Annotated in this window: 14 protein-coding genes and 1 CRISPR repeat array; of the genes, 7 read left to right on the forward strand and 7 right to left on the reverse strand. The window is 57.3% G+C overall.

What is annotated here, in order from left to right; translation table 11 throughout:
* Position 1 precedes the first annotated feature (1 nt).
* Positions 2 to 556 carry a type I-F CRISPR-associated endoribonuclease Cas6/Csy4 gene (cas6f, locus tag FY206_RS08675; RefSeq protein ID WP_032639223.1) on the forward strand — a complete coding sequence of 185 codons (555 nt, stop codon included), beginning with the start codon at positions 2 to 4 and terminating at the stop codon, positions 554 to 556.
* 21 nt (positions 557 to 577) lie between these two features.
* Here cas6f and FY206_RS08680 read toward each other — a convergent pair whose 3' ends face one another.
* The 7 genes from FY206_RS08680 to trxB all read right to left on the reverse strand — a co-directional run bounded on the left by FY206_RS08680 (position 578) and on the right by trxB (position 8,402).
* Positions 578 to 1,051, reverse strand: a complete 474-nt coding sequence (locus FY206_RS08680) for an RES family NAD+ phosphorylase (RefSeq protein ID WP_032639225.1) — start codon at positions 1,049 to 1,051, stop codon at positions 578 to 580.
* Complete coding sequence (gene parS, locus FY206_RS08685; protein ID WP_032639227.1) at positions 1,048 to 1,491, reverse strand: type II RES/Xre toxin-antitoxin system antitoxin; 444 nt, start codon at positions 1,489 to 1,491, stop codon at positions 1,048 to 1,050. The genes FY206_RS08680 and parS overlap by 4 nt, the downstream gene beginning before the upstream one ends.
* A 237-nt stretch (positions 1,492 to 1,728) precedes the next feature.
* Positions 1,729 to 2,414: direct repeats of the CRISPR family, unit length 28 nt; unit sequence GTGCACTGCCGTACAGGCAGCTTAGAAA.
* Positions 2,415 to 2,578: 164 nt separating this feature from the next.
* Positions 2,579 to 2,797 carry a translation initiation factor IF-1 gene (gene infA, locus FY206_RS08690; RefSeq protein WP_002211347.1) on the reverse strand — a complete coding sequence of 73 codons (219 nt, stop codon included), beginning with the start codon at positions 2,795 to 2,797 and terminating at the stop codon, positions 2,579 to 2,581.
* A 284-nt stretch (positions 2,798 to 3,081) separates the two neighbouring features.
* A complete protein-coding gene (gene aat, locus FY206_RS08695; protein ID WP_032639229.1) occupies positions 3,082 to 3,786 on the reverse strand; it encodes a leucyl/phenylalanyl-tRNA--protein transferase in 705 nt (234 codons plus the stop codon).
* Between the two features lie 45 nt (positions 3,787 to 3,831).
* Complete coding sequence (gene cydC, locus FY206_RS08700) at positions 3,832 to 5,553, reverse strand: heme ABC transporter ATP-binding protein/permease CydC (RefSeq protein ID WP_032639232.1); 1,722 nt, start codon at positions 5,551 to 5,553, stop codon at positions 3,832 to 3,834.
* Complete coding sequence (gene cydD, locus FY206_RS08705; protein ID WP_077064060.1) at positions 5,553 to 7,319, reverse strand: heme ABC transporter permease/ATP-binding protein CydD; 1,767 nt, start codon at positions 7,317 to 7,319, stop codon at positions 5,553 to 5,555. Before cydD ends, cydC begins: the two co-directional genes overlap by 1 nt.
* A 114-nt stretch (positions 7,320 to 7,433) precedes the next feature.
* Complete coding sequence (gene trxB / locus FY206_RS08710; protein ID WP_032639235.1) at positions 7,434 to 8,402, reverse strand: thioredoxin-disulfide reductase; 969 nt, start codon at positions 8,400 to 8,402, stop codon at positions 7,434 to 7,436.
* Positions 8,403 to 8,946: 544 nt separating this feature from the next.
* Here trxB and lrp point away from each other — a divergent pair.
* The 6 genes from lrp (at position 8,947) to dmsA (ending at position 19,398) form a co-directional block, all read left to right on the forward strand.
* Positions 8,947 to 9,441, forward strand: a complete 495-nt coding sequence (gene lrp, locus FY206_RS08720) for a leucine-responsive transcriptional regulator Lrp (protein WP_000228469.1) — start codon at positions 8,947 to 8,949, stop codon at positions 9,439 to 9,441.
* A 135-nt stretch (positions 9,442 to 9,576) separates the two neighbouring features.
* Positions 9,577 to 13,260 (forward strand): DNA translocase FtsK 4TM domain-containing protein, encoded by a 3,684-nt coding sequence (locus tag FY206_RS08725; protein ID WP_032639237.1) that lies wholly within the window; start codon positions 9,577 to 9,579, stop codon positions 13,258 to 13,260.
* 128 nt (positions 13,261 to 13,388) lie between these two features.
* Positions 13,389 to 14,003: an outer membrane lipoprotein periplasmic chaperone LolA gene (gene lolA / locus FY206_RS08730; RefSeq protein ID WP_032639238.1), complete on the forward strand. Its 615-nt coding sequence runs from the start codon at positions 13,389 to 13,391 to the stop codon at positions 14,001 to 14,003.
* A gap of 9 nt (positions 14,004 to 14,012) precedes the next feature.
* Positions 14,013 to 15,356, forward strand: a complete 1,344-nt coding sequence (gene rarA / locus FY206_RS08735) for a replication-associated recombination protein RarA (protein ID WP_032639240.1) — start codon at positions 14,013 to 14,015, stop codon at positions 15,354 to 15,356.
* A 92-nt stretch (positions 15,357 to 15,448) separates the two neighbouring features.
* Positions 15,449 to 16,741: a serine--tRNA ligase gene (gene serS, locus FY206_RS08740; RefSeq protein WP_032639242.1), complete on the forward strand. Its 1,293-nt coding sequence runs from the start codon at positions 15,449 to 15,451 to the stop codon at positions 16,739 to 16,741.
* Positions 16,742 to 16,953: 212 nt separating this feature from the next.
* Positions 16,954 to 19,398, forward strand: a complete 2,445-nt coding sequence (dmsA, locus tag FY206_RS08745) for a dimethylsulfoxide reductase subunit A (RefSeq protein WP_032639244.1) — start codon at positions 16,954 to 16,956, stop codon at positions 19,396 to 19,398.
* Positions 19,399 to 19,407: the final 9 nt, after the last annotated feature.

Consider the following 19,407-nt stretch of genomic DNA (forward strand, 5'->3'; position numbering starts at 1 on the left):
TATGGATCACTACATTGAGATCCGCGTCCTGCCCGACCCGGAGTTCAGCGAGGAGATGCTGATGGCCGCGCTGATGGCTAAGCTGCATCGCGCGCTGGGCCAGCGGGGGCAGGGGGATATTGGCATCAGCTTTCCTGCGCACGGCATGAAGCCCGGCCCGGTGTTACGTCTGCACGGTACTCGCCCTGCGTTAAGCGAACTCGAATCACTCACATGGCGAAAAGGACTGAGCGACTACTGCATATCTTCGGACATCCAGCCCGTGCCCGTCGTCAGCCAGTGGCGGTGCGTGAGCCGCGTCCAGGTGAAAAGCAGCGCGCAGCGTCTGATGCGACGCTCGGTAAAAAAAGGATGGCTAACGGAGGACGAGGCGCAGCAGCGTTTGCTGACGATGCAGGAGGCGAGGACGGATCTGCCCTGGCTCAACTTGCGTAGTCTCTCAACAGGCCAGTCTTTTAAGCTTTTTATTCGCCACGGGGATGTGCTGTCTGCGCCTGTCTCGGGGACATTTACGACCTACGGACTCAGCGCGACGGCAACGGTTCCCTGGTTCTGAAGCGCATAACCGCACTCGCGATCAGGGTGCGGTTTTTTCAGCCAGGCGGGCATCAAAAATAAAGGGGAGTTGCTGAACTGAATTGAGCGCCGTGTGGAATGCCGGATGTAAGGGATTAAGGATGGCATTGTTTTCATAAGGGATGATGCAGGACGGTAGGATAAGCGCGAGGGCGCTGTTAGCCTGTAACCATCCGGTTCCCAGATCCATCGTTGATACCGGCGCTGGATTTTCCTGCCAGTCTTCGGGGAGCCACGCTTTATCCAGGTAATCAATCTGGTCATCCGGGATATCGATGTTGAAAAGATGGTACTGATTCAACACGCTATCTTTCCGAACGTGCACCAGAATTTCCAGTGAGGCCAGCGAGATGGAGGTGGACACATACACCGCTGGATGGCCTTTATGGTTCCAGCGTCCGCCATACTGGTTTGCGCCGCTTCCGCTCCACGCTTCGCTGGCATAGCGTCCCGTCACCAGACGATAAAAAATCATGCGAACACGCCATGTTCGAGTCGACCAATCAAGTCGGTGACTTCCAGGGCACCGGTTTCCGTCGCGATCAGGTCGACAGGGGCAACATTTCCAAGCCCGCGCACCGGCGCCTGCAGCCAGTTCCATGCCTCTTCTTTACTGCCAAAATAGTCGACAGCAGCATCCAGCACCCGAACGAAACGGGCCACGCGTTCGCTTTCATCCGGCGTCAGCGTCCGTCCCGCGCTTTTGCGGCGGGCTACGTTACGTTCATTAATTCCGGTGACGCGCAAAATGTCCGCTTTCGACATCGCCGTCCACTCATGGATATTGTCGAGCACGCTGACGGGTAACCCCTGATTGAGAAACTCAATCAGCCGCATACCCCTGTTTGCAGGTAAACCAGCGTACCGCCAAAGCGCGTTATCAGCAGGTTGTTGGGCGGGGATCCATGTTCTCATGTTACCTCCTGGTGAGTGTCATTTGTCATGGCTAAGTATAGTCATTTGTCAGGTGGAGTGGAATGGCGTTTTTTTATACTGGGTGGTTTAAGAGAAGATGGCGTTTGACCCTAATTTTTAGGGTGTTTGTAATGCATTGATATTAAATGGATATTTGAGAGGGTAAAAAAGAGGGTAAAAGAAGGGGTTTTAGCTTTTTTTGTATGAAAATCATAATGGTGTGAAGATATTATTTCAGTGCACTGCCGTACAGGCAGCTTAGAAATCATCTTGTTTCGCTCGTTTACCAGGTCTACTGTGCACTGCCGTACAGGCAGCTTAGAAAGTGGGACAAGGTGACGCAGTCGGTACGCCATAGTGCACTGCCGTACAGGCAGCTTAGAAAACTTTAGAGAGAATCTGGGTAAAGCCCGTCATGTGCACTGCCGTACAGGCAGCTTAGAAAATTGACCGTCTTTCTCGTTCAACGATGGACTTGTGCACTGCCGTACAGGCAGCTTAGAAAGAAAACGAAGCCGCCAGAGAGCTTACCATCAGGTGCACTGCCGTACAGGCAGCTTAGAAATGATACAATCTTTCGGCAAATGTACCGATTAAGTGCACTGCCGTACAGGCAGCTTAGAAAGTCAGGGCATGGTGTGCAAACTAGCGGGGCGAGTGCACTGCCGTACAGGCAGCTTAGAAATGCAATGCGACAGGGACCAGGAGAATATTCGGGTGCACTGCCGAACAGGCAGCTTAGAAAGCACGTTTGATGCCCGGACGCGACGCGCCCGCGTGCACTGCCGTACAGGCAGCTTAGAAAGACAGACGGGCGCGACTGCTTCGACTGATAGAGTGCACTGCCGTGCAGGCAGCTCAGAAAAGGGAATGGTCACCATCACCACAGAAGAAAGTGCACTGCCGTACCCGCAGCTTAGCAAAATAGAAAATAAGGTCTCTTCCCCTTACTTTCTACACTGTCGAACAGACAGCCTGAAACGAACCGCCAAATAATTGTTCAAATAATCGACTGCACCACAAAAAAATAAGGCCGGGAAAATCCCGGCCTTATTTAATATTCATCTGCCATTACAGGCGAAAACAATTAGCGACTACGGAAGACAATGCGGCCTTTGCTCAGGTCGTACGGGGTCAGTTCAACAGTCACTTTGTCGCCCGTCAAAATGCGGATGTAGTTTTTGCGCATTTTACCGGAGATGTGCGCAGTTACCACGTGACCGTTTTCCAGCTCTACGCGAAACATGGTATTAGGCAACGTATCAAGTACGGTACCCTGCATTTCAATATTGTCTTCTTTGGCCATCTAATCCTCTGGGGTATCACTACCAAGTTTTGAACCGGCAAGATAATGCCGAAATTCATCATTTAAGTAAAGAATTGCGCGATTAAAACGCAGCAAAACAGTTTCGGCGCATTGCCCAAGCGTCACGGTACAACCGAACAGGAAGCGCATTCGTAAAGGGGAGACGACAGGATAAACGTCAGGACGTTATCTGAAGCGAGGGTCCCAAACGGCGGCGGGGCAACAGGCAGAAGCTACTCTGCGGCGTAATTATAACACCCTCACAAAAAATATGCGGAAAACATTTAGGCATTGGGCACAAAGAGCGTTTTCGGTATCCAGAAGTCGCGCGGGAGCTTCTCCTGACGGCTGGCTTCAAGCTGTTCGATGTACTGGCGGCGCGGGATTTCAACAGCCCCGAGGGAGGCCGTATGCTCGTTGAGCACCTGACAATCGATGAGGCGTCCGCCGCGCTGGGCAAACGTCTCGCAGAAGACCAGCAGCGCGGTTTTCGAGGCATTAACCGCACGAGAGAACATCGATTCGCCACAAAACAGCGACCCTTGCGCCACGCCGTACATGCCGCCGACGAGAGCGGTGCCTTCCCATACCTCGATGGAGTGGGCGTAGCCAAGCTCATGAAGCTGGTGGTAGGCGGTGATGATATCGCGGGTTATCCACGTCCCTTCATAGCGGTCTTCGGCGCAGCCTTCAATGACCTGACCAAAAGCGTGATTGAGGGTAACGCGATAGGGTGATTTCGCATGGAAACGCCTCATGCTGCGGCTCAGGTGAAACTGCGCAGGCCACAGCACGGCACGCGGATCGGGAGACCACCATAAAATCGGGTCGCCGGGAGAAAACCAGGGGAAGATACCGCGCTGGTACGCCATCAACAGCCGCGCAGGACTGAGGTCACCGCCAAGGGCCAGCAGCCCGTTGGGCTCACGCAGCGCCCCTTCCGGAGAAGGGAACGCAATGTTATGACGAGAAAGCTGGACCAGGCGCATGACAGCAAAACTCCAGTACGCGAGTGAGGACGCTACAAATATAGTCTACAGACGCTGTTTAAACTGGTAGTAGCGACCCTGTTTCGCCAGCAGCTGTGCGTGATTACCTTGCTCAATAATGTGCCCGTTGTCCATCACAATTATCCGATCAAAACTCGCCAGTCCGCGCAGGCGATGCGTGACCATCAGCACGGTTTTGCCCGTCATGACATTGGCCAGTAAATCAAGGATTTGGCTCTCGGTTGTGGCGTCAAGCCCTTCGGTGGGCTCGTCGAGCAGTATCAGCGGCGCATCGTGCAGCAGCGCGCGCGCAATCGCCAGACGGCGCAGCTCACCGCCGGAGAGCTGGCGGCCGCCTTCGCCCAGCCAGCCGTTCAACCCATCGTCCTCAAGCAGCTTTTGCAGGCCGACCTGTTCAAGCACGGCACGAAGCGCATCGTCAGAGGCCTCCGGTGCGGCCAGCAGCAGGTTATCGCGCAGCGTGGCGCTAAACAGATGCACGCGCTGAGGAACAACGCTTACGGTCTTACGCAGGGCCGGCTCGCTGAAATCAGTCAGCAGCGTATTGTTGAAGCGAATCTGACCGCGCTGCGGATCCCAGGCGCGGGTCAGCAGCTGCAGCAGCGTCGATTTACCGCAGCCGGTACGGCCGAGGATCGCAATCCGCTGACCTGCATTGACCGAAAGAGTGATACCGTCCAGCGCGTTCTGCGCCTGCCTGTCATAGCTGAAGGTGACATCTTCAAGCGTCAGTGCAACCTGCTCGGGTACAGCGGTCTGCCCGGCGCTGAACGTCACTTCAGGCTCCTGCTCGGCAATTTGCGTGATGCGCAGGGCAGAGGCGATCACCTGGCCCAGATGCTGGAAGGCACCCGTTACAGGGGCCAGCGCTTCAAACGCGGCCAGCGCACAGAAGACGAAAAGGGCTATAAGGGGGCCCGGCTGGGTATTTCCGCCGATATCGCCGGAAGTAAGCCACAGCATGGCAATGACCGCCACGCCGCCGATTAACATCATCAGCGCCTGAGAGAAGGCCGTCAGCTCCGACTGACGGCGCTGGGCCTCATGCCAGTTCAGCTCCGTACTTTCCATTCGGGCGCGGTAGCGCTTGCTGGCGCCAAAAATGGTCAGCTCTGCCTGTCCCTGAAGCCAGGAGGTCAGCTGCTGGCGGTAGTCCCCGCGCAGTCGCGTCAGGTTTTCCCCGGTGGATTTCCCGGCGCGGTAAAACAGCGGGGGAAGAATGATGAGCGTCAGCAGCATGATCCCGCCGAGCGTCAGCGCAACGGGAACATCGAGAACAGACAGCCCCAGCGTAACCACCACAATCACCACAAACGCGCCCACGATCGGGGAGATTACGCGCAGATACAGGTGATCCAGCGTGTCGACATCGGCAACGACGCGGTTAAGCAGCTCGCCCTGACGAAAACGCGCCAGCCCGGCAGGGGAGAGGGGCAGCAGCTTGCTGAAGGTGTAGATACGCAGGTGCTGCAGCACGCGGAAAGTGGCGTCGTGGCTGACCAGCCGTTCGAAATAGCGTCCGGCCGTGCGGGTGATGGCGGTGCCGCGAACGCCCGCTGCCGGAAGCATATAGTTGAAGCTGTATAACCCGGCGAACCCCGCGACGGCCGAGGCCGACAGGAACCAGCCGGAAAGCGTGAGCAGGCCGATGCTGGCGAGCAGCGTGACAATCGCCAGCACAATCCCCAGCGTCAGCATCCATTTGTGGCGTTTATAGAGCGCCAGATAAGGCAGTAGAGCACGCATCAGATGTCCTCCTGACGGTTCGCCAGCAGGGCGGCAAACGGCCCCTGCGCGGCAACGAGAGAGGCGTAATCGCCTTGCTCAACAATACGGCCGTTTTCCATGACCCAGATCTGGTCCCAGTCGGCAATGCCCTCCAGCTGGTGGGTGACCATCAGGGTGGTTTGCTGCCGGGAGGCGGCGTTCAGGGCCTCCATCACGCGCTGCTCGCTGTGGGCATCCAGGCTGGCGGCGGGCTCGTCCAGCAGCATCAGCTGGCATGGGTTAAGCAGCGCGCGGGCAACGGCCACACGCTGCGCCTGTCCGACCGACAGCCCGGCGGACTGGTCGCCGACCACGGTATCCACCCCTCGCGGGAGCAGCGGCAAAAACTCGCTGACCCATGCGCGGTCAAGGACCGATTGGAGTTCATCTTCACGCGCGTTCGGGCGCGCCAGCAGGACGTTTTCACGCAGCGTAGCGGCGGGCAGCTGCGGGTTTTGCCCGACCCAGCTGAGCTGTTTACGCCAGGCGTCAGGATCGAGGTTGCGCAGTTCGGTTTTGTTGATCCGCAGTGAGCCCGTGTAGGCCATAAAGCCGGATAGCGCGTTCAGCAGAGAACTTTTACCGGAACCGCTGGTGCCGACGAGCACCACGCGCTGTCCGGCCGGTAAGGTAAAGTTCAGCGGACCGGCGAGCACTTTGCCCTCGGGGGACAGAATGGAAAAGTCCTGCGCTTCAATGGTCACGGGTTCGTTAGCGTTCAGCGTCACGTCACCCCGTTCCGGGTGGGCCAGCGGCGTTTCAAGGAACGTTTTCAGGCTGTCGGCAGCGCCAACCGCCTGCGCTTTGGCGTGATAGAAGGTCCCTAGATCGCGAAGCGGCTGGAAAAACTCCGGGGCCAGGATCAGCGCCAGGAACCCGGCGGAAAGGGTCACCGCCGTGCCGTAATGGCCGAAATCCAGCGCGCCAAGATAGGAGAAGCCAAAGTAGACCGCCACGAGGGCAATCGACAGCGAGGTAAAGAATTCCAGTACGCCGGAAGACAGGAAGGCGAGGCGGAGCACTTCCATGGTGCGCTGGCGGAAGTCCTGCGATGCCTGACGAATGTTTTCGGTTTCCGCTTCACCGCGGCCAAAAATGCGCAGCGTCTCCATGCCGCGAAGGCGATCGAGGAAATGGCCGCTGAGGCGACCCAGCGCCAGGAAGTTGCGGCGGTTGGCATCCGCTGCCCCCATGCCGACCAGCGCCATAAACAGCGGGATCAGCGGGGCGGTGCCCATCAGAATCAGCGCCGCCATCCAGTTCACCGGGAAGATGGCGATGACGATCAGCACCGGAACGAAGACGGCAAGGGCCATCTGCGGCAAATAGCGCGCGTAGTAGTCGTGCATATCGTCAATCTGCTCAAGGATCAGCGTCGCCCAGCTTCCGGCAGGTTTGCCCTGGATCCACGCGGGCCCGGCTTCCTGAAGCCTGTCGAGCACCTGACGACGGATCTCGTAGCGGATATGCTGTCCGGCGTGAAAACCGACGCGCTCACGCAGCCATACCACCCAGGCGCGCAGGATAAAAATCAGGATCAGGACAATAAAGGGCAGCAGGAGCGCTTCGCGCGGGATGTTCTCCATGATCATGTGATTAAGAATGCGGGCCAGCAGCCATGCCTGGGCAACAATCAACAGACCGCTAACGAACCCCAGCAGACGGGAAATCATAAGCCAGCGGCGGGAAATAACGCTTTGCTGTTTCAGCCAGCGTGTTAACTCTTGTTGACGGGTTTTTTCCATTGCGTACTTTGCAGGTGACGTTATTAGAAATTGGGCAGCGCAATGTTACAACGGGGAGACAATAAAGGCGACTTATCGCCGCCTTTATTTACGTTTGTTACTGACTTGTAAAGATTATTTGCCTTGTTCAGCCAGCCCGTCGAGGTAGCGTTCAGCGTCCAGCGCGGCCATACAGCCGGTGCCCGCAGAGGTGATCGCCTGACGGTAGATATGGTCCATCACGTCGCCAGCCGCGAACACGCCCGGAATACTGGTCTGGGTCGCGTTACCGTGAATGCCGGACTGCACTTTGATGTAGCCGTTTTCCAGCTCCAGCTGGCCGTCGAAGATGGCAGTGTTCGGGCTGTGACCGATCGCCACAAACAGACCCGCTACTTCCAGCGTTTCGACCTTATCGGTGTTCTGGGTATCGCGGATACGCAGACCGGCAACGCCCATCTGGTCGCCCGTCACCTCTTCCAGGGTACGGTTGGTGTGCAGCACGATGTTGCCGCTTGCCACTTTATCCATCAGGCGCTTGATCAGGATCTTCTCCGCGCGGAAGGTCTCGCGACGGTGGATCAGGTGCACCTCAGAGGCAATGTTGGCCAGGTAGAGCGCTTCTTCCACCGCGGTGTTACCGCCGCCGATGACCGCGACCTTCTGATTGCGGTAGAAGAAACCGTCACAGGTGGCGCAGGCAGAGACGCCGCGGCCTTTGAACGCCTCTTCGGATGGCAGGCCGAGGTAGCGGGCAGAGGCACCGGTGGCGACGATCAGCGCGTCGCAGGTGTATTCGCCGCTGTCGCCCGTCAGGCGGAACGGACGGTTCTGCAGATCGACCTTGTTGATGTGGTCGAACAGAATTTCGGTTTCGAATTTCGCGGCATGCTCGTGCATACGTTCCATCAGCAGCGGCCCGGTCAGGTCGTTCGGGTCCCCTGGCCAGTTTTCCACTTCGGTGGTGGTGGTCAGCTGACCGCCTTTTTCCATACCGGTGATGAGTACCGGGTGCAGGTTAGCGCGTGCAGCATAGACCGCTGCGGTATATCCCGCAGGTCCAGAACCAAGGATTAGCAGCTTACTGTGTTTGGCCGTGCCCATGAGATCCCCATTGTTGTTGGCAGACATTTGGCTGGATTGTAGGGAATTTGTTGTCGTAAAAAAAGAGCACAGCAATTTTGATATCAATCTGTGTAATAGTCGCGGACGATGAATGATGCGCTATAACATCACGCTTTCTGCTGAAAATCGGTCGTTTGTAAGGCAATAAAATGAGGATTAATCCCCCGGCGTAATGAATATCCGGCATGTTGTACTAAAAAACGATGTTTTGCTTTGACAATCCCCTGCGCTTTTGCGAAAACATTCAAGGAAGAAAAAAAACTGCGTTAACCGTATGCCGCATAGGCATGCACGTAAATGCCATTTTTACCGGGTCAGTGAAATCTACGCATGGCGTGGACAGACGCCATACGTGATGTCGGTGACGGCCTTAGGGCAACGGTCTTCTTACCAACAGAACCCGAATCCGCATCGCGTCTAATACAAAATCAGGCGATGTGATGACTAACGGGTACAGGCTCTGAACAGTGATGTGCACAGGGTCCAGGCAGGAGTAGGGAAGGAATACAGAGAGACAATAATAATGGTAGATAGCAAGAAGCGCCCTGGCAAAGATCTCGACCGTATCGATCGTAACATTCTTAATGAATTGCAAAAGGATGGGCGTATTTCCAACGTCGAGCTTTCAAAACGTGTGGGACTTTCCCCGACGCCGTGCCTTGAGCGTGTGCGCCGACTGGAAAGACAGGGTTTCATTCAGGGCTATACTGCTCTGCTGAACCCGCATTATCTGGATGCCTCACTTCTGGTATTTGTTGAGATTACTCTGAATCGTGGTGCGCCGGATGTGTTTGAGCAATTTAACGCCGCTGTACAAAAACTTGAAGAAATTCAAGAGTGTCACCTGGTTTCCGGTGATTTCGACTACCTGTTGAAAACCCGTGTGCCTGATATGTCCGCCTACCGCAAGCTGCTGGGGGAAACCCTGCTGCGTCTGCCAGGCGTGAACGACACCCGTACTTATGTGGTGATGGAAGAGGTCAAACAGAGCAATCGTCTGGTTATTAAGACGCGCTAACACGGAACAGGTGCAAAATCAGCGTAGTTTGATTACACTCCTGTTAATCCATACAGCAACAGTGCCGGGGAGCCCCGGCGCTGTTGTCCGTTTTAGCAAACAGGCAGGATATGCCTGATACCTGGAGAGCCTTTCTTGAGCCAGGAATACACTGAAGACAAAGAAGTCACACTATCGAAGCTAAGCAGCGGACGTCGTCTCCTCGAGGCTTTGCTGATTGTTATTGCCCTTTTTGCCGTCTGGCTGATGGCAGCCTTACTCAGTTTCAACCCCTCAGATCCCAGCTGGTCACAAACTGCATGGCATGAACCTATCCATAATTTAGGCGGCGTCCCCGGTGCCTGGCTTGCGGACACGCTGTTTTTCATTTTCGGTGTAATGGCCTATACGCTTCCCGTGATTATCATTGGCGGATGCTGGTTTGCGTGGCGTCATCGTCAGAACGACGATTATATCGACTATTTCGCCGTGTCGCTGCGCCTGATTGGCGCGCTGGCGCTGATCCTCACCTCCTGCGGGCTGGCCGCAATCAATGCGGATGATATCTGGTACTTCGCCTCAGGCGGGGTCATCGGCAGCTTATTAAGTTCTGCACTGCAACCAATGCTGCACAGCAGCGGCGGTACGCTGGCGCTGCTCTGCATCTGGGCGGCCGGTCTGACGCTGTTTACCGGCTGGTCCTGGGTGAGCATTGCCGAGAAAATAGGCAGTTTTATCCTCACCATTCTGACCTTCGCCAGCAACCGTACCCGCCGCGACGATACGTGGGTTGATGAAGACGAGTACGAAGATGAAGAGGAAGATGACGCGCCTGTGCAGCGTCGCGAGTCTCGCCGTGCCCGTATTCTGCGCGGCGCGCTGGCGCGCCGTCAGCGCGTTGCGGAGAAATTTGCCAACCCGCTAGGGCGTAAAACCGATGCGGCGCTCTTCTCCGGTAAACGTATGGATGAAGACGAGCAGGTGGCGTATCGCGCTGCGGGTGTCGCCGTCGATCCTGACGATGTGCTCTTCTCCGGCAGCCGGGCCACGCCTGGCGATTTCGACGAATACGATCCGTTGTTAAACGGCCACTCGGTGACCGAACCGGTTGCCGCAGCCGCAGCCGCGACGACCGCTGCGCAGGCGTATGCCGCGCCTGTCGACGCCGTGACGCCATCCGCGCCGGTGTCGCCGCCGGAGTCCGTTATTCAGCAGCCTCAGGTTAACTGGCAAACTGCACCAGGCGTTCATACGCCGGAGCCGACTATCGCGCCTGAACCTGAAAGCTACATCCCAGTGCAACAGGAGCAGTGGCAGCAGCCTTATCAGCCGCCGCAGCCTGAGTATGAACCGCAGCCATATCAGCAGCCAGTGGCCCAGCCTTATCAGGAATATGCACCTGACCCGGTCGAGCCGGTGCAGCCTTATGCCGAGCCGCAGCCTGAACCTGAAATCGTGGAAGAGGTGAAGCCTGCGCGTCCACCGCTGTACTATTTTGAAGAAGTAGAAGAGCGCCGTGCGCGTGAACGCGAGCAACTGGCGGCCTGGTATCAGCCCGTGCCTGAACCGGTGCAGGAGCCGGTGACGAGAACGCCATCTGCTTCAGTGCCACCGGTCGACCCGACGCCTGCGGTTGCCCCCGTAGCGGAAAGCGTGAAGCAGGCTACGGCGGCCGCTGCCGTGGCTGCACCTGTTTTTAGCCTGGCAACGGGCGGTGCGCCGCGTCCTCAGGTGAAGGAGGGAATTGGTCCGCAGCTGCCTCGCCCTAACCGCGTCCGCGTGCCAACCCGCCGCGAGCTTGCTTCTTATGGCATCAAGCTGCCTTCCCAGCGTATGGCCGAAGAGAAAGCGCGCGAGCTCGAGTATGAAGACGACGGCGATGACATGCAGCAGGACGAGCTGGCCCGCCAGTTCGCTGCGCAGCAGAATCAACGCTACGGCGAAGAGTATCAGCACGATGAACCGGCGCTGGAAGATGAAGATGACGCGGCAGAGGCCGAATTAGCGCGCCAGTTTGCCGCCACCCAGCAGCAGCGCTATTCCGGTGAACAACCGGCTGGCGCAAATCCGTTCTCGCTGTCTGATTTCGAATTCTCACCGATGAAGGATCTGGTGGATGATGGCCCGAGCGAGCCGTTGTTTACCCCGAGCGTGATGCCGGAAGCAGAGCCGGTGCGCCAGCAGCCAGCGCCGCAGGCCTACGCGCAGCCGCAGCAGCCTGTTCAACAGCCGTATGCACAACCGCAGCAGCCGCATCAGCAGGCGCCGCAGTTCCAGCAGCCTGCGCCACAGCCGCAGGAGAGCCTGATTCACCCGCTGTTAATGCGTAACGGCGACAGCCGTCCGCTGCAGCGTCCCAGCACGCCGCTGCCGTCTCTGGATCTGTTAACGCCGCCGCCGTCAGAAGTGGAACCCGTTGATACCTTCGCGCTGGAGCAGATGGCGCGTCTGGTGGAAGCCCGTCTGGCTGACTTCCGCATTAAGGCAGATGTGGTGAACTACTCGCCGGGCCCCGTTATCACCCGTTTCGAACTGAACCTGGCGCCGGGCGTTAAGGCCGCGCGTATTTCCAACCTCTCTCGCGACCTGGCGCGTTCGCTGTCGACCGTTGCGGTGCGCGTGGTGGAAGTGATACCGGGTAAACCGTACGTGGGTCTGGAGCTGCCGAACAAGAAACGTCAGACCGTCTACCTGCGTGAAGTGCTGGATAACATCAAATTCCGCGATAACCCATCTCCGCTGACCGTGGTGCTGGGTAAAGATATCGCCGGCGATCCGGTGGTGGCCGATCTCGCGAAAATGCCTCACCTGCTGGTGGCGGGTACCACTGGTTCCGGTAAATCCGTCGGCGTGAACGCCATGATCCTCAGCATGCTCTATAAAGCGCAGCCGGAAGATGTGCGTTTCATCATGATCGACCCGAAAATGCTGGAACTGTCGGTCTACGAAGGCATTCCGCATCTGCTGACCGAAGTCGTGACCGACATGAAGGACGCCGCCAACGCGCTGCGCTGGAGCGTCAACGAGATGGAGCGCCGCTACAAGCTGATGTCTGCGCTGGGCGTGCGTAACCTGGCTGGCTATAACGAGAAAATCGCCCAGGCGATGCGTATGGGGCGTCCGATTCCGGATCCTTACTGGAAGCCGGGCGACAGCATGGATGCCCAGCATCCGGTGCTGGAAAAACTGCCTTATATCGTCGTGCTGGTCGATGAATTCGCTGACCTGATGATGACCGTCGGTAAGAAAGTGGAAGAGTTGATTGCCCGTCTGGCGCAGAAAGCGCGTGCGGCCGGTATTCACCTTGTGCTGGCGACCCAGCGTCCTTCCGTGGACGTGATTACCGGTCTTATCAAAGCGAACATTCCGACGCGTATCGCCTTTACCGTATCAAGTAAAATTGACTCCCGCACCATTCTTGACCAGGGCGGCGCTGAGTCCCTGCTGGGTATGGGTGACATGCTCTATTCCGGCCCGAACTCCACCTCTCCGGTGCGCGTCCACGGTGCGTTTGTCCGCGATGAGGAAGTTCACGCCGTCGTGCAGGACTGGAAAGCGCGCGGTCGTCCACAATACGTTGACGGCATTACCAGTGATTCGGAAAGCGAAGGCGGCGGCGGTGGCTTCGACGGCGGCGAAGAGCTGGATCCGTTATTCGATCAGGCGGTTAACTTCGTTACCGAAAAGCGCAAGGCGTCCATTTCCGGCGTACAGCGCCAGTTCCGCATCGGCTATAACCGCGCAGCGCGTATCATCGAGCAAATGGAAGCGCAGGGCATCGTGAGCGAGCAGGGGCACAACGGCAACCGCGAGGTGCTGGCACCGCCGCCGTTTGATTAACCTTCAGCGATTGCAAAGAAGGGTAAATCAGCCAAAATTAAGCATTTTCTTCTGTCGCCTGCCTCCGGGCAGGTCCAGAATAGAAGACGGAAACCCCATATCGGGAAGACGTATTTTAAGGAATAACAATGAAAAAAATCGCCATCGCCTGTGCATTACTCACCAGTTTTGTCGCCAGCAGCGTCTGGGCTGATGCAGCCAGCGACCTTAAAAGCCGACTGGATAAAGTAAGCAGCTTCCACGCCAGCTTCACGCAAAAAGTGACTGACGGCAGCGGCAACGCGGTGCAGGAAGGTCAGGGGGATTTGTGGGTAAAACGCCCAAATCTGTTTAACTGGCACATGACCCAGCCGGATGAAAGCATCCTGGTCTCTGACGGTAAAACACTGTGGTTCTTCAACCCGTTCGTTGAGCAGGCCACGGCGACCTGGCTGAAAGATGCCACCAGCAATACGCCATTTATGCTGATTGCCCGCAACCAGGCCAGCGACTGGCAGCAGTACAATATTAAACAGACGGGTGACGAGTTTGTCCTGACGCCGAAAGGCAGCAACGGCAACCTGAAGCAGTTCACCATTAACGTAAGCACCAACGGTACCATCAATCAGTTCGGCGCGGTTGAGCAAGACGATCAGCGCAGCAGTTACCAGCTCAAGTCTCAGCAGAACGGCGCCGTGGATGCATCGAAATTCACCTTTACCCCGCCGCAGGGCGTAACGGTGGACGATCAACGCAATAAGTAAGAGGCGTGAGTGAGCAACCTGTCGCTCGATTTTTCGGATAACGCGTTTCAACCTCTGGCCGCTCGTATGCGGCCAGAAAATTTAGCGCAGTACATCGGCCAGCAGCACCTGCTGGCTGCCGGTAAGCCTTTGCCCCGTGCCATTGAGGCCGGGCATCTTCACTCCATGATCCTCTGGGGGCCCCCGGGCACCGGCAAGACCACGCTTGCAGAAGTGATTGCCCGCTATGCCAACGCGGACGTCGAACGCATCTCGGCGGTGACCTCCGGCGTGAAGGAGATCCGTGAAGCGATCGAGCGTGCGCGGCAGAACCGTAATGCCGGGCGGCGCACCATCCTCTTCGTGGACGAAGTCCACCGCTTCAACAAGAGCCAGCAGGATGCCTTCCTGCCGCATATTGAAGACGGCACGATCTTCTTCATCGGCGCGACCACCGAAAACCCGTCTTTTGAACTGAACTCGGCGCTGCTTTCCCGCGCGCGCGTTTACCTGCTCAAATCGCTGACGACCGAGGATATCGAAAAGGTCCTCACCCAGGCGATGGACGACAACGCGCGCGGCTACGGCGGGCAGGATATCGTTCTGCCTGGGGACACCCGTCGTGCGATTGCCGAGCTGGTTAACGGCGATGCGCGTCGGGCGCTGAACACGCTGGAGATGATGGCCGATATGGCCGAGGTCGACGATGCCGGCAAGCGGGTGCTGAAACCGGAACTGCTCACCGAAATTGCCGGGGAGCGCAGCGCGCGTTTCGATAACAAAGGCGACCGTTTTTACGACCTGATCTCGGCGCTGCATAAGTCCGTGCGCGGCAGCGCGCCGGATGCGGCGCTCTACTGGTACGCGCGTATTATCACCGCGGGTGGCGATCCGCTCTACGTGGCCCGTCGCTGCCTGGCGATTGCGTCAGAAGATGTCGGCAATGCCGATCCTCGCGCCATGCAGGTCGCGCTGTCGGCCTGGGACTGCTTTACCCGCGTTGGACCCGCGGAAGGTGAACGCGCCATTGCGCAGGCGATTGTCTATCTGGCCTGTGCACCGAAAAGCAATGCGGTTTATACCGCATTCAAAGCCGCAATGTCCGATGCACGCGAACGGCCGGACTACGATGTGCCGGTTCACCTGCGTAACGCGCCGACCAAACTGATGAAAGAGATGGGGTATGGGCAGGAGTACCGTTACGCTCATGATGAACCCAATGCCTACGCCGCCGGGGAAGAATATTTCCCGCAGGAGATGGCACAAACGCGTTATTATCACCCCACAAACAGAGGTCTTGAAGGCAAGATTGGTGAAAAGCTCACCTGGCTCGCCGGACAGGATCAAAATAGCCCTATAAAACGCTACCGTTAGTTCAGTCGTTGCGGTAATGTTGGCAATTGTATCCTTGTGGCCGCAGGCTGTGGCCACATTTCCTATTTTAATTCGATAAGCACAGGATAAGCATGCTCGATCCCAATCTGCTGCGTAATGAGCCAGACGCAGTCGCTGAAAAACTGGCACGCCGGGGCTTTAAGCTGGATGTAGATAAGCTGCGCGCTCTCGAAGAGCGTCGTAAAGTTCTGCAGGTACAAACTGAAAATCTGCAGGCAGAGCGTAACTCTCGATCGAAATCCATCGGCCAGGCGAAAGCACGCGGGGAAGACATTGAGCCATTACGCCTGGAAGTGAATAAACTGGGTGAAGAGCTGGATCAGGCGAAAGCCGAGCTGGACGTTCTTCAGGCCGAGATTCGCGATATTGCCCTGGCTATCCCGAACATTCCTGACGACAGCGTGCCTGCCGGTAAAGATGAAAACGACAACGTTGAAGTGAAACGCTGGGGCACGCCTCGCGAGTTTGACTTCGAGGTGCGCGATCACGTGACGCTGGGCGAAATGCACGCGGGCCTGGACTTTGCGGCCGCGGTTAAGCTGACCGGCTCCCGCTTCGTGGTGATGAAGGGCCAGATTGCCCACCTGCACCGCGCGCTGGCGCAGTTCATGCTGGATCTGCACACCGAGCAGCACGGCTACAGCGAAACCTATGTGCCGTATCTGGTCAACCACGATACGCTGTACGGTACGGGCCAGCTGCCGAAATTTGCCGGCGATCTGTTCCACACTCGTCCGCTGGATGAAGAAGCAGACAGCAGCAACTACGCGCTGATCCCAACCGCGGAAGTGCCGCTGACTAACCTCGTGCGCGATGAGATCATCGACGAAGACGACCTGCCAATCAAGCTGACGGCGCACTCTCCGTGCTTCCGTTCTGAAGCAGGATCTTACGGTCGCGACACGCGCGGTCTGATCCGTATGCACCAGTTCGATAAAGTCGAGATGGTGCAGATCGTTCGTCCTGAAGAGTCTATGGACGCGCTGGAAGAGATGACCGGCCACGCTGAGAAAGTGCTTGAGCTGCTGGGTCTGCCGTACCGTCGTATGGCCCTTTGCACCGGAGATATGGGCTTTGGCGCCTGCAAAACCTTCGATCTGGAAGTGTGGGTGCCTGCGCAGAACACCTACCGTGAGATCTCCTCCTGCTCTAACGTCTGGGATTTCCAGGCACGCCGCATGCAGGCTCGCTGCCGCAGCAAATCTGACAAGAAAACCCGCCTGGTGCATACCCTGAACGGTTCGGGTCTGGCCGTGGGACGTACGCTGGTTGCCGTGCTGGAAAACTACCAGCAGGCAGATGGCCGTATCGAGATCCCTGAAGTGCTGCGCCCATACATGAAAGGCCAGCAGTACATCGGCTAAATATGTGCCTCGAAACAAAAAAAGCGCCTTCGGGCGCTTTTTTTATGCCCGTGAATTGATACGACGCAATACCCCCTGCCTCTAAAGTAGTAATACTCCTCCGAATGAAAGTCAGCAGAAAAAGCTGATAACGAATCGTTTCGTTATATATAAAACTACATAGCGGTGTGCGCCGCCTCTCTTTTCTTTGTGAGCAACCAAAGTGAGTCTCTATGAAAATCAACGCGCCTGAAGAATTACTGGCTGCCGAGGTCACTCGCCGTGGGTTGATGAAAACCACGGCAATTGGTGGTCTGGCCGTAGCCAGCAGCGCCTTCACGCTCCCTTTCACCCGACTGGCGTCAGCGGCGGATGCGTTATCCCCCGCCTCAGCACCGGAAAAAGTGGTCTGGAGTGCGTGTACGGTCAACTGCGGTAGCCGTTGCCCGCTGCGTATGCACGTGGTGGATGGCGAAATTAAATATGTCGAAACCGACAATACCGGGGACGATAATTACGAAGGGTTACACCAGGTCCGCGCCTGCCTGCGCGGACGCTCCATGCGTCGCCGCGTCTATAACCCGGATCGCCTGAAGTATCCGATGAAGCGCGTCGGTAAGCGTGGGGAAGGGAAGTTCGAGCGTATCAGCTGGGACGAAGCCTACGACATCATCGCGACCAACATGCAGCGTTTGATTAAAGAGTACGGCAACGAATCCATCTATCTGAACTACGGCACCGGGACGCTCGGCGGTACGCTGACCCGCTCCTGGCCACCGGGTAAAACGCTGGTAGCGCGCCTGATGAACTGCTGCGGCGGGTATCTTAATCATTACGGTGACTACTCCTCAGCGCAGATCGCTGCTGGCCTGAACTATACCTACGGCGGCTGGGCCGACGGCAACAGCCCGTCCGATATCGAAAACAGCAGGCTTGTCGTCCTGTTCGGGAACAACCCGGGTGAGACGCGCATGAGCGGTGGCGGGGTAACCTACTACCTCGAGCAGGCGCGCGCTAAATCCAATGCCCGTATGATCATTATCGATCCGCGCTATACCGATACCGGTGCAGGGCGCGAAGACGAGTGGATCCCCATCCGTCCCGGTACCGATGCGGCGCTGGTCTCCGCGCTGGCGTGGGTAATGATCACCGAAAACCTCGTCGATCAGCCCTTCCTGGATAAATACTGCGTCGGCTATGACGAGAAAACCCTTCCAGCCAGCGCGCCTGCGAATGGCCATTATAAGGCCTATATCCTTGGCCTGGGCAGCGACGGCGTGGCCAAAACGCCGGAGTGGGCGTCCACCATCACCGGGATCCCGGTCGAGCGTATCGTTCAACTGGCGCGTGAGATTGGCTCAGCCAAACCGGCCTACATCAGCCAGGGGTGGGGCCCGCAGCGTCATGCGAACGGTGAAATCGCGACCCGCGCCATCTCCATGCTCTCCATTCTGACCGGTAACGTCGGCATTCACGGCGGTAACACCGGCGCGCGCGAAGGCTCGTATGAAGTGCCGTTCGAACGTATGCCAACGCTGGATAACCCGGTTCAGACCAGCATCTCCATGTTTATGTGGACCGATGCGATTGAACGCGGGCCGGAAATGACCGCCCTGCGCGACGGCGTGCGCGGCAAGGACAAGCTGGACGTGCCGATCAAGATGATCTGGAACTATGCCGGTAACTGTCTGATCAATCAGCATTCGGAAATCAACCGTACCCATGAAATCCTGCAGGATGACAAGAAGTGCGAGATGATTGTGGTCATCGACTGCCACATGACCTCCTCGGCGAAATATGCCGATATCCTGCTGCCAGACTGTACTGCCTCTGAGCAGATGGACTTCGCGCTGGATGCCTCCTGCGGCAACATGTCCTACGTGATCTTTACCGACCAGGCGATCAAACCGCGCTTCGAGTGCAAAACCATCTATGAGATGACCTCCGAGCTTGCGAAACGTCTTGGCGTTGAGCAGCAGTTTACCGAGGGACGTACTCAGGAAGGGTGGATGCGCCATCTGCATGAACTTTCCCGCAAGGCCATCCCGGACCTGCCGGACTTCGATACCTTCCGCAAGCAGGGGATGTACAAACAGCGCGATCCGGAAGGGCATCACGTCGCCTACAAAGCGTTCCGTGAAGATCCGCAGGCGAACCCGCTGACCACGCCGTCGGGCAAAATTGAAATCTACTCCGAAGAACTTGCAAAAATCGCGTCGACCTGGGAGCTGCCGGAAGGGGACGTTATCGATCCGCTGCCGATCTACACGCCGGGTTTTGAAAACTATAACGATCCGCTGACGGCGAAATTCCCGCTGCAGTTGACCGGTTTCCACTACAAAGCCCGCGTTCACTCCACCTACGGTAACGTCGACGTGCTTAAAGCCGCCTGCCGTCAGGAGATGTGGATCAACCCGATGGATGCCAAAGCGCGCGGCATCAGCAATGGCGATCGCGTACGCATCTTTAACGGCCGCGGTGAGGTGCACATTGAAGCCAAAGTCACGCCGCGCATGATGCCGGGCGTCGTGGCGCTGGGAGAAGGGGCATGGTACAGCCCTGATGCCAACCGTATCGATCAGGCAGGCAGCATTAACGTGCTGACCACGCAGCGTCCATCGCCGTTGGCGAAGGGCAACCCGTCTCACACAAACCTTGTTCAGGTTGAAAAGGTTTAAGGAGTAACC

Origin of the sequence: Enterobacter chengduensis (genome assembly GCF_001984825.2) — a bacterium.
Lineage (GTDB): Bacteria > Pseudomonadota > Gammaproteobacteria > Enterobacterales > Enterobacteriaceae > Enterobacter > Enterobacter chengduensis.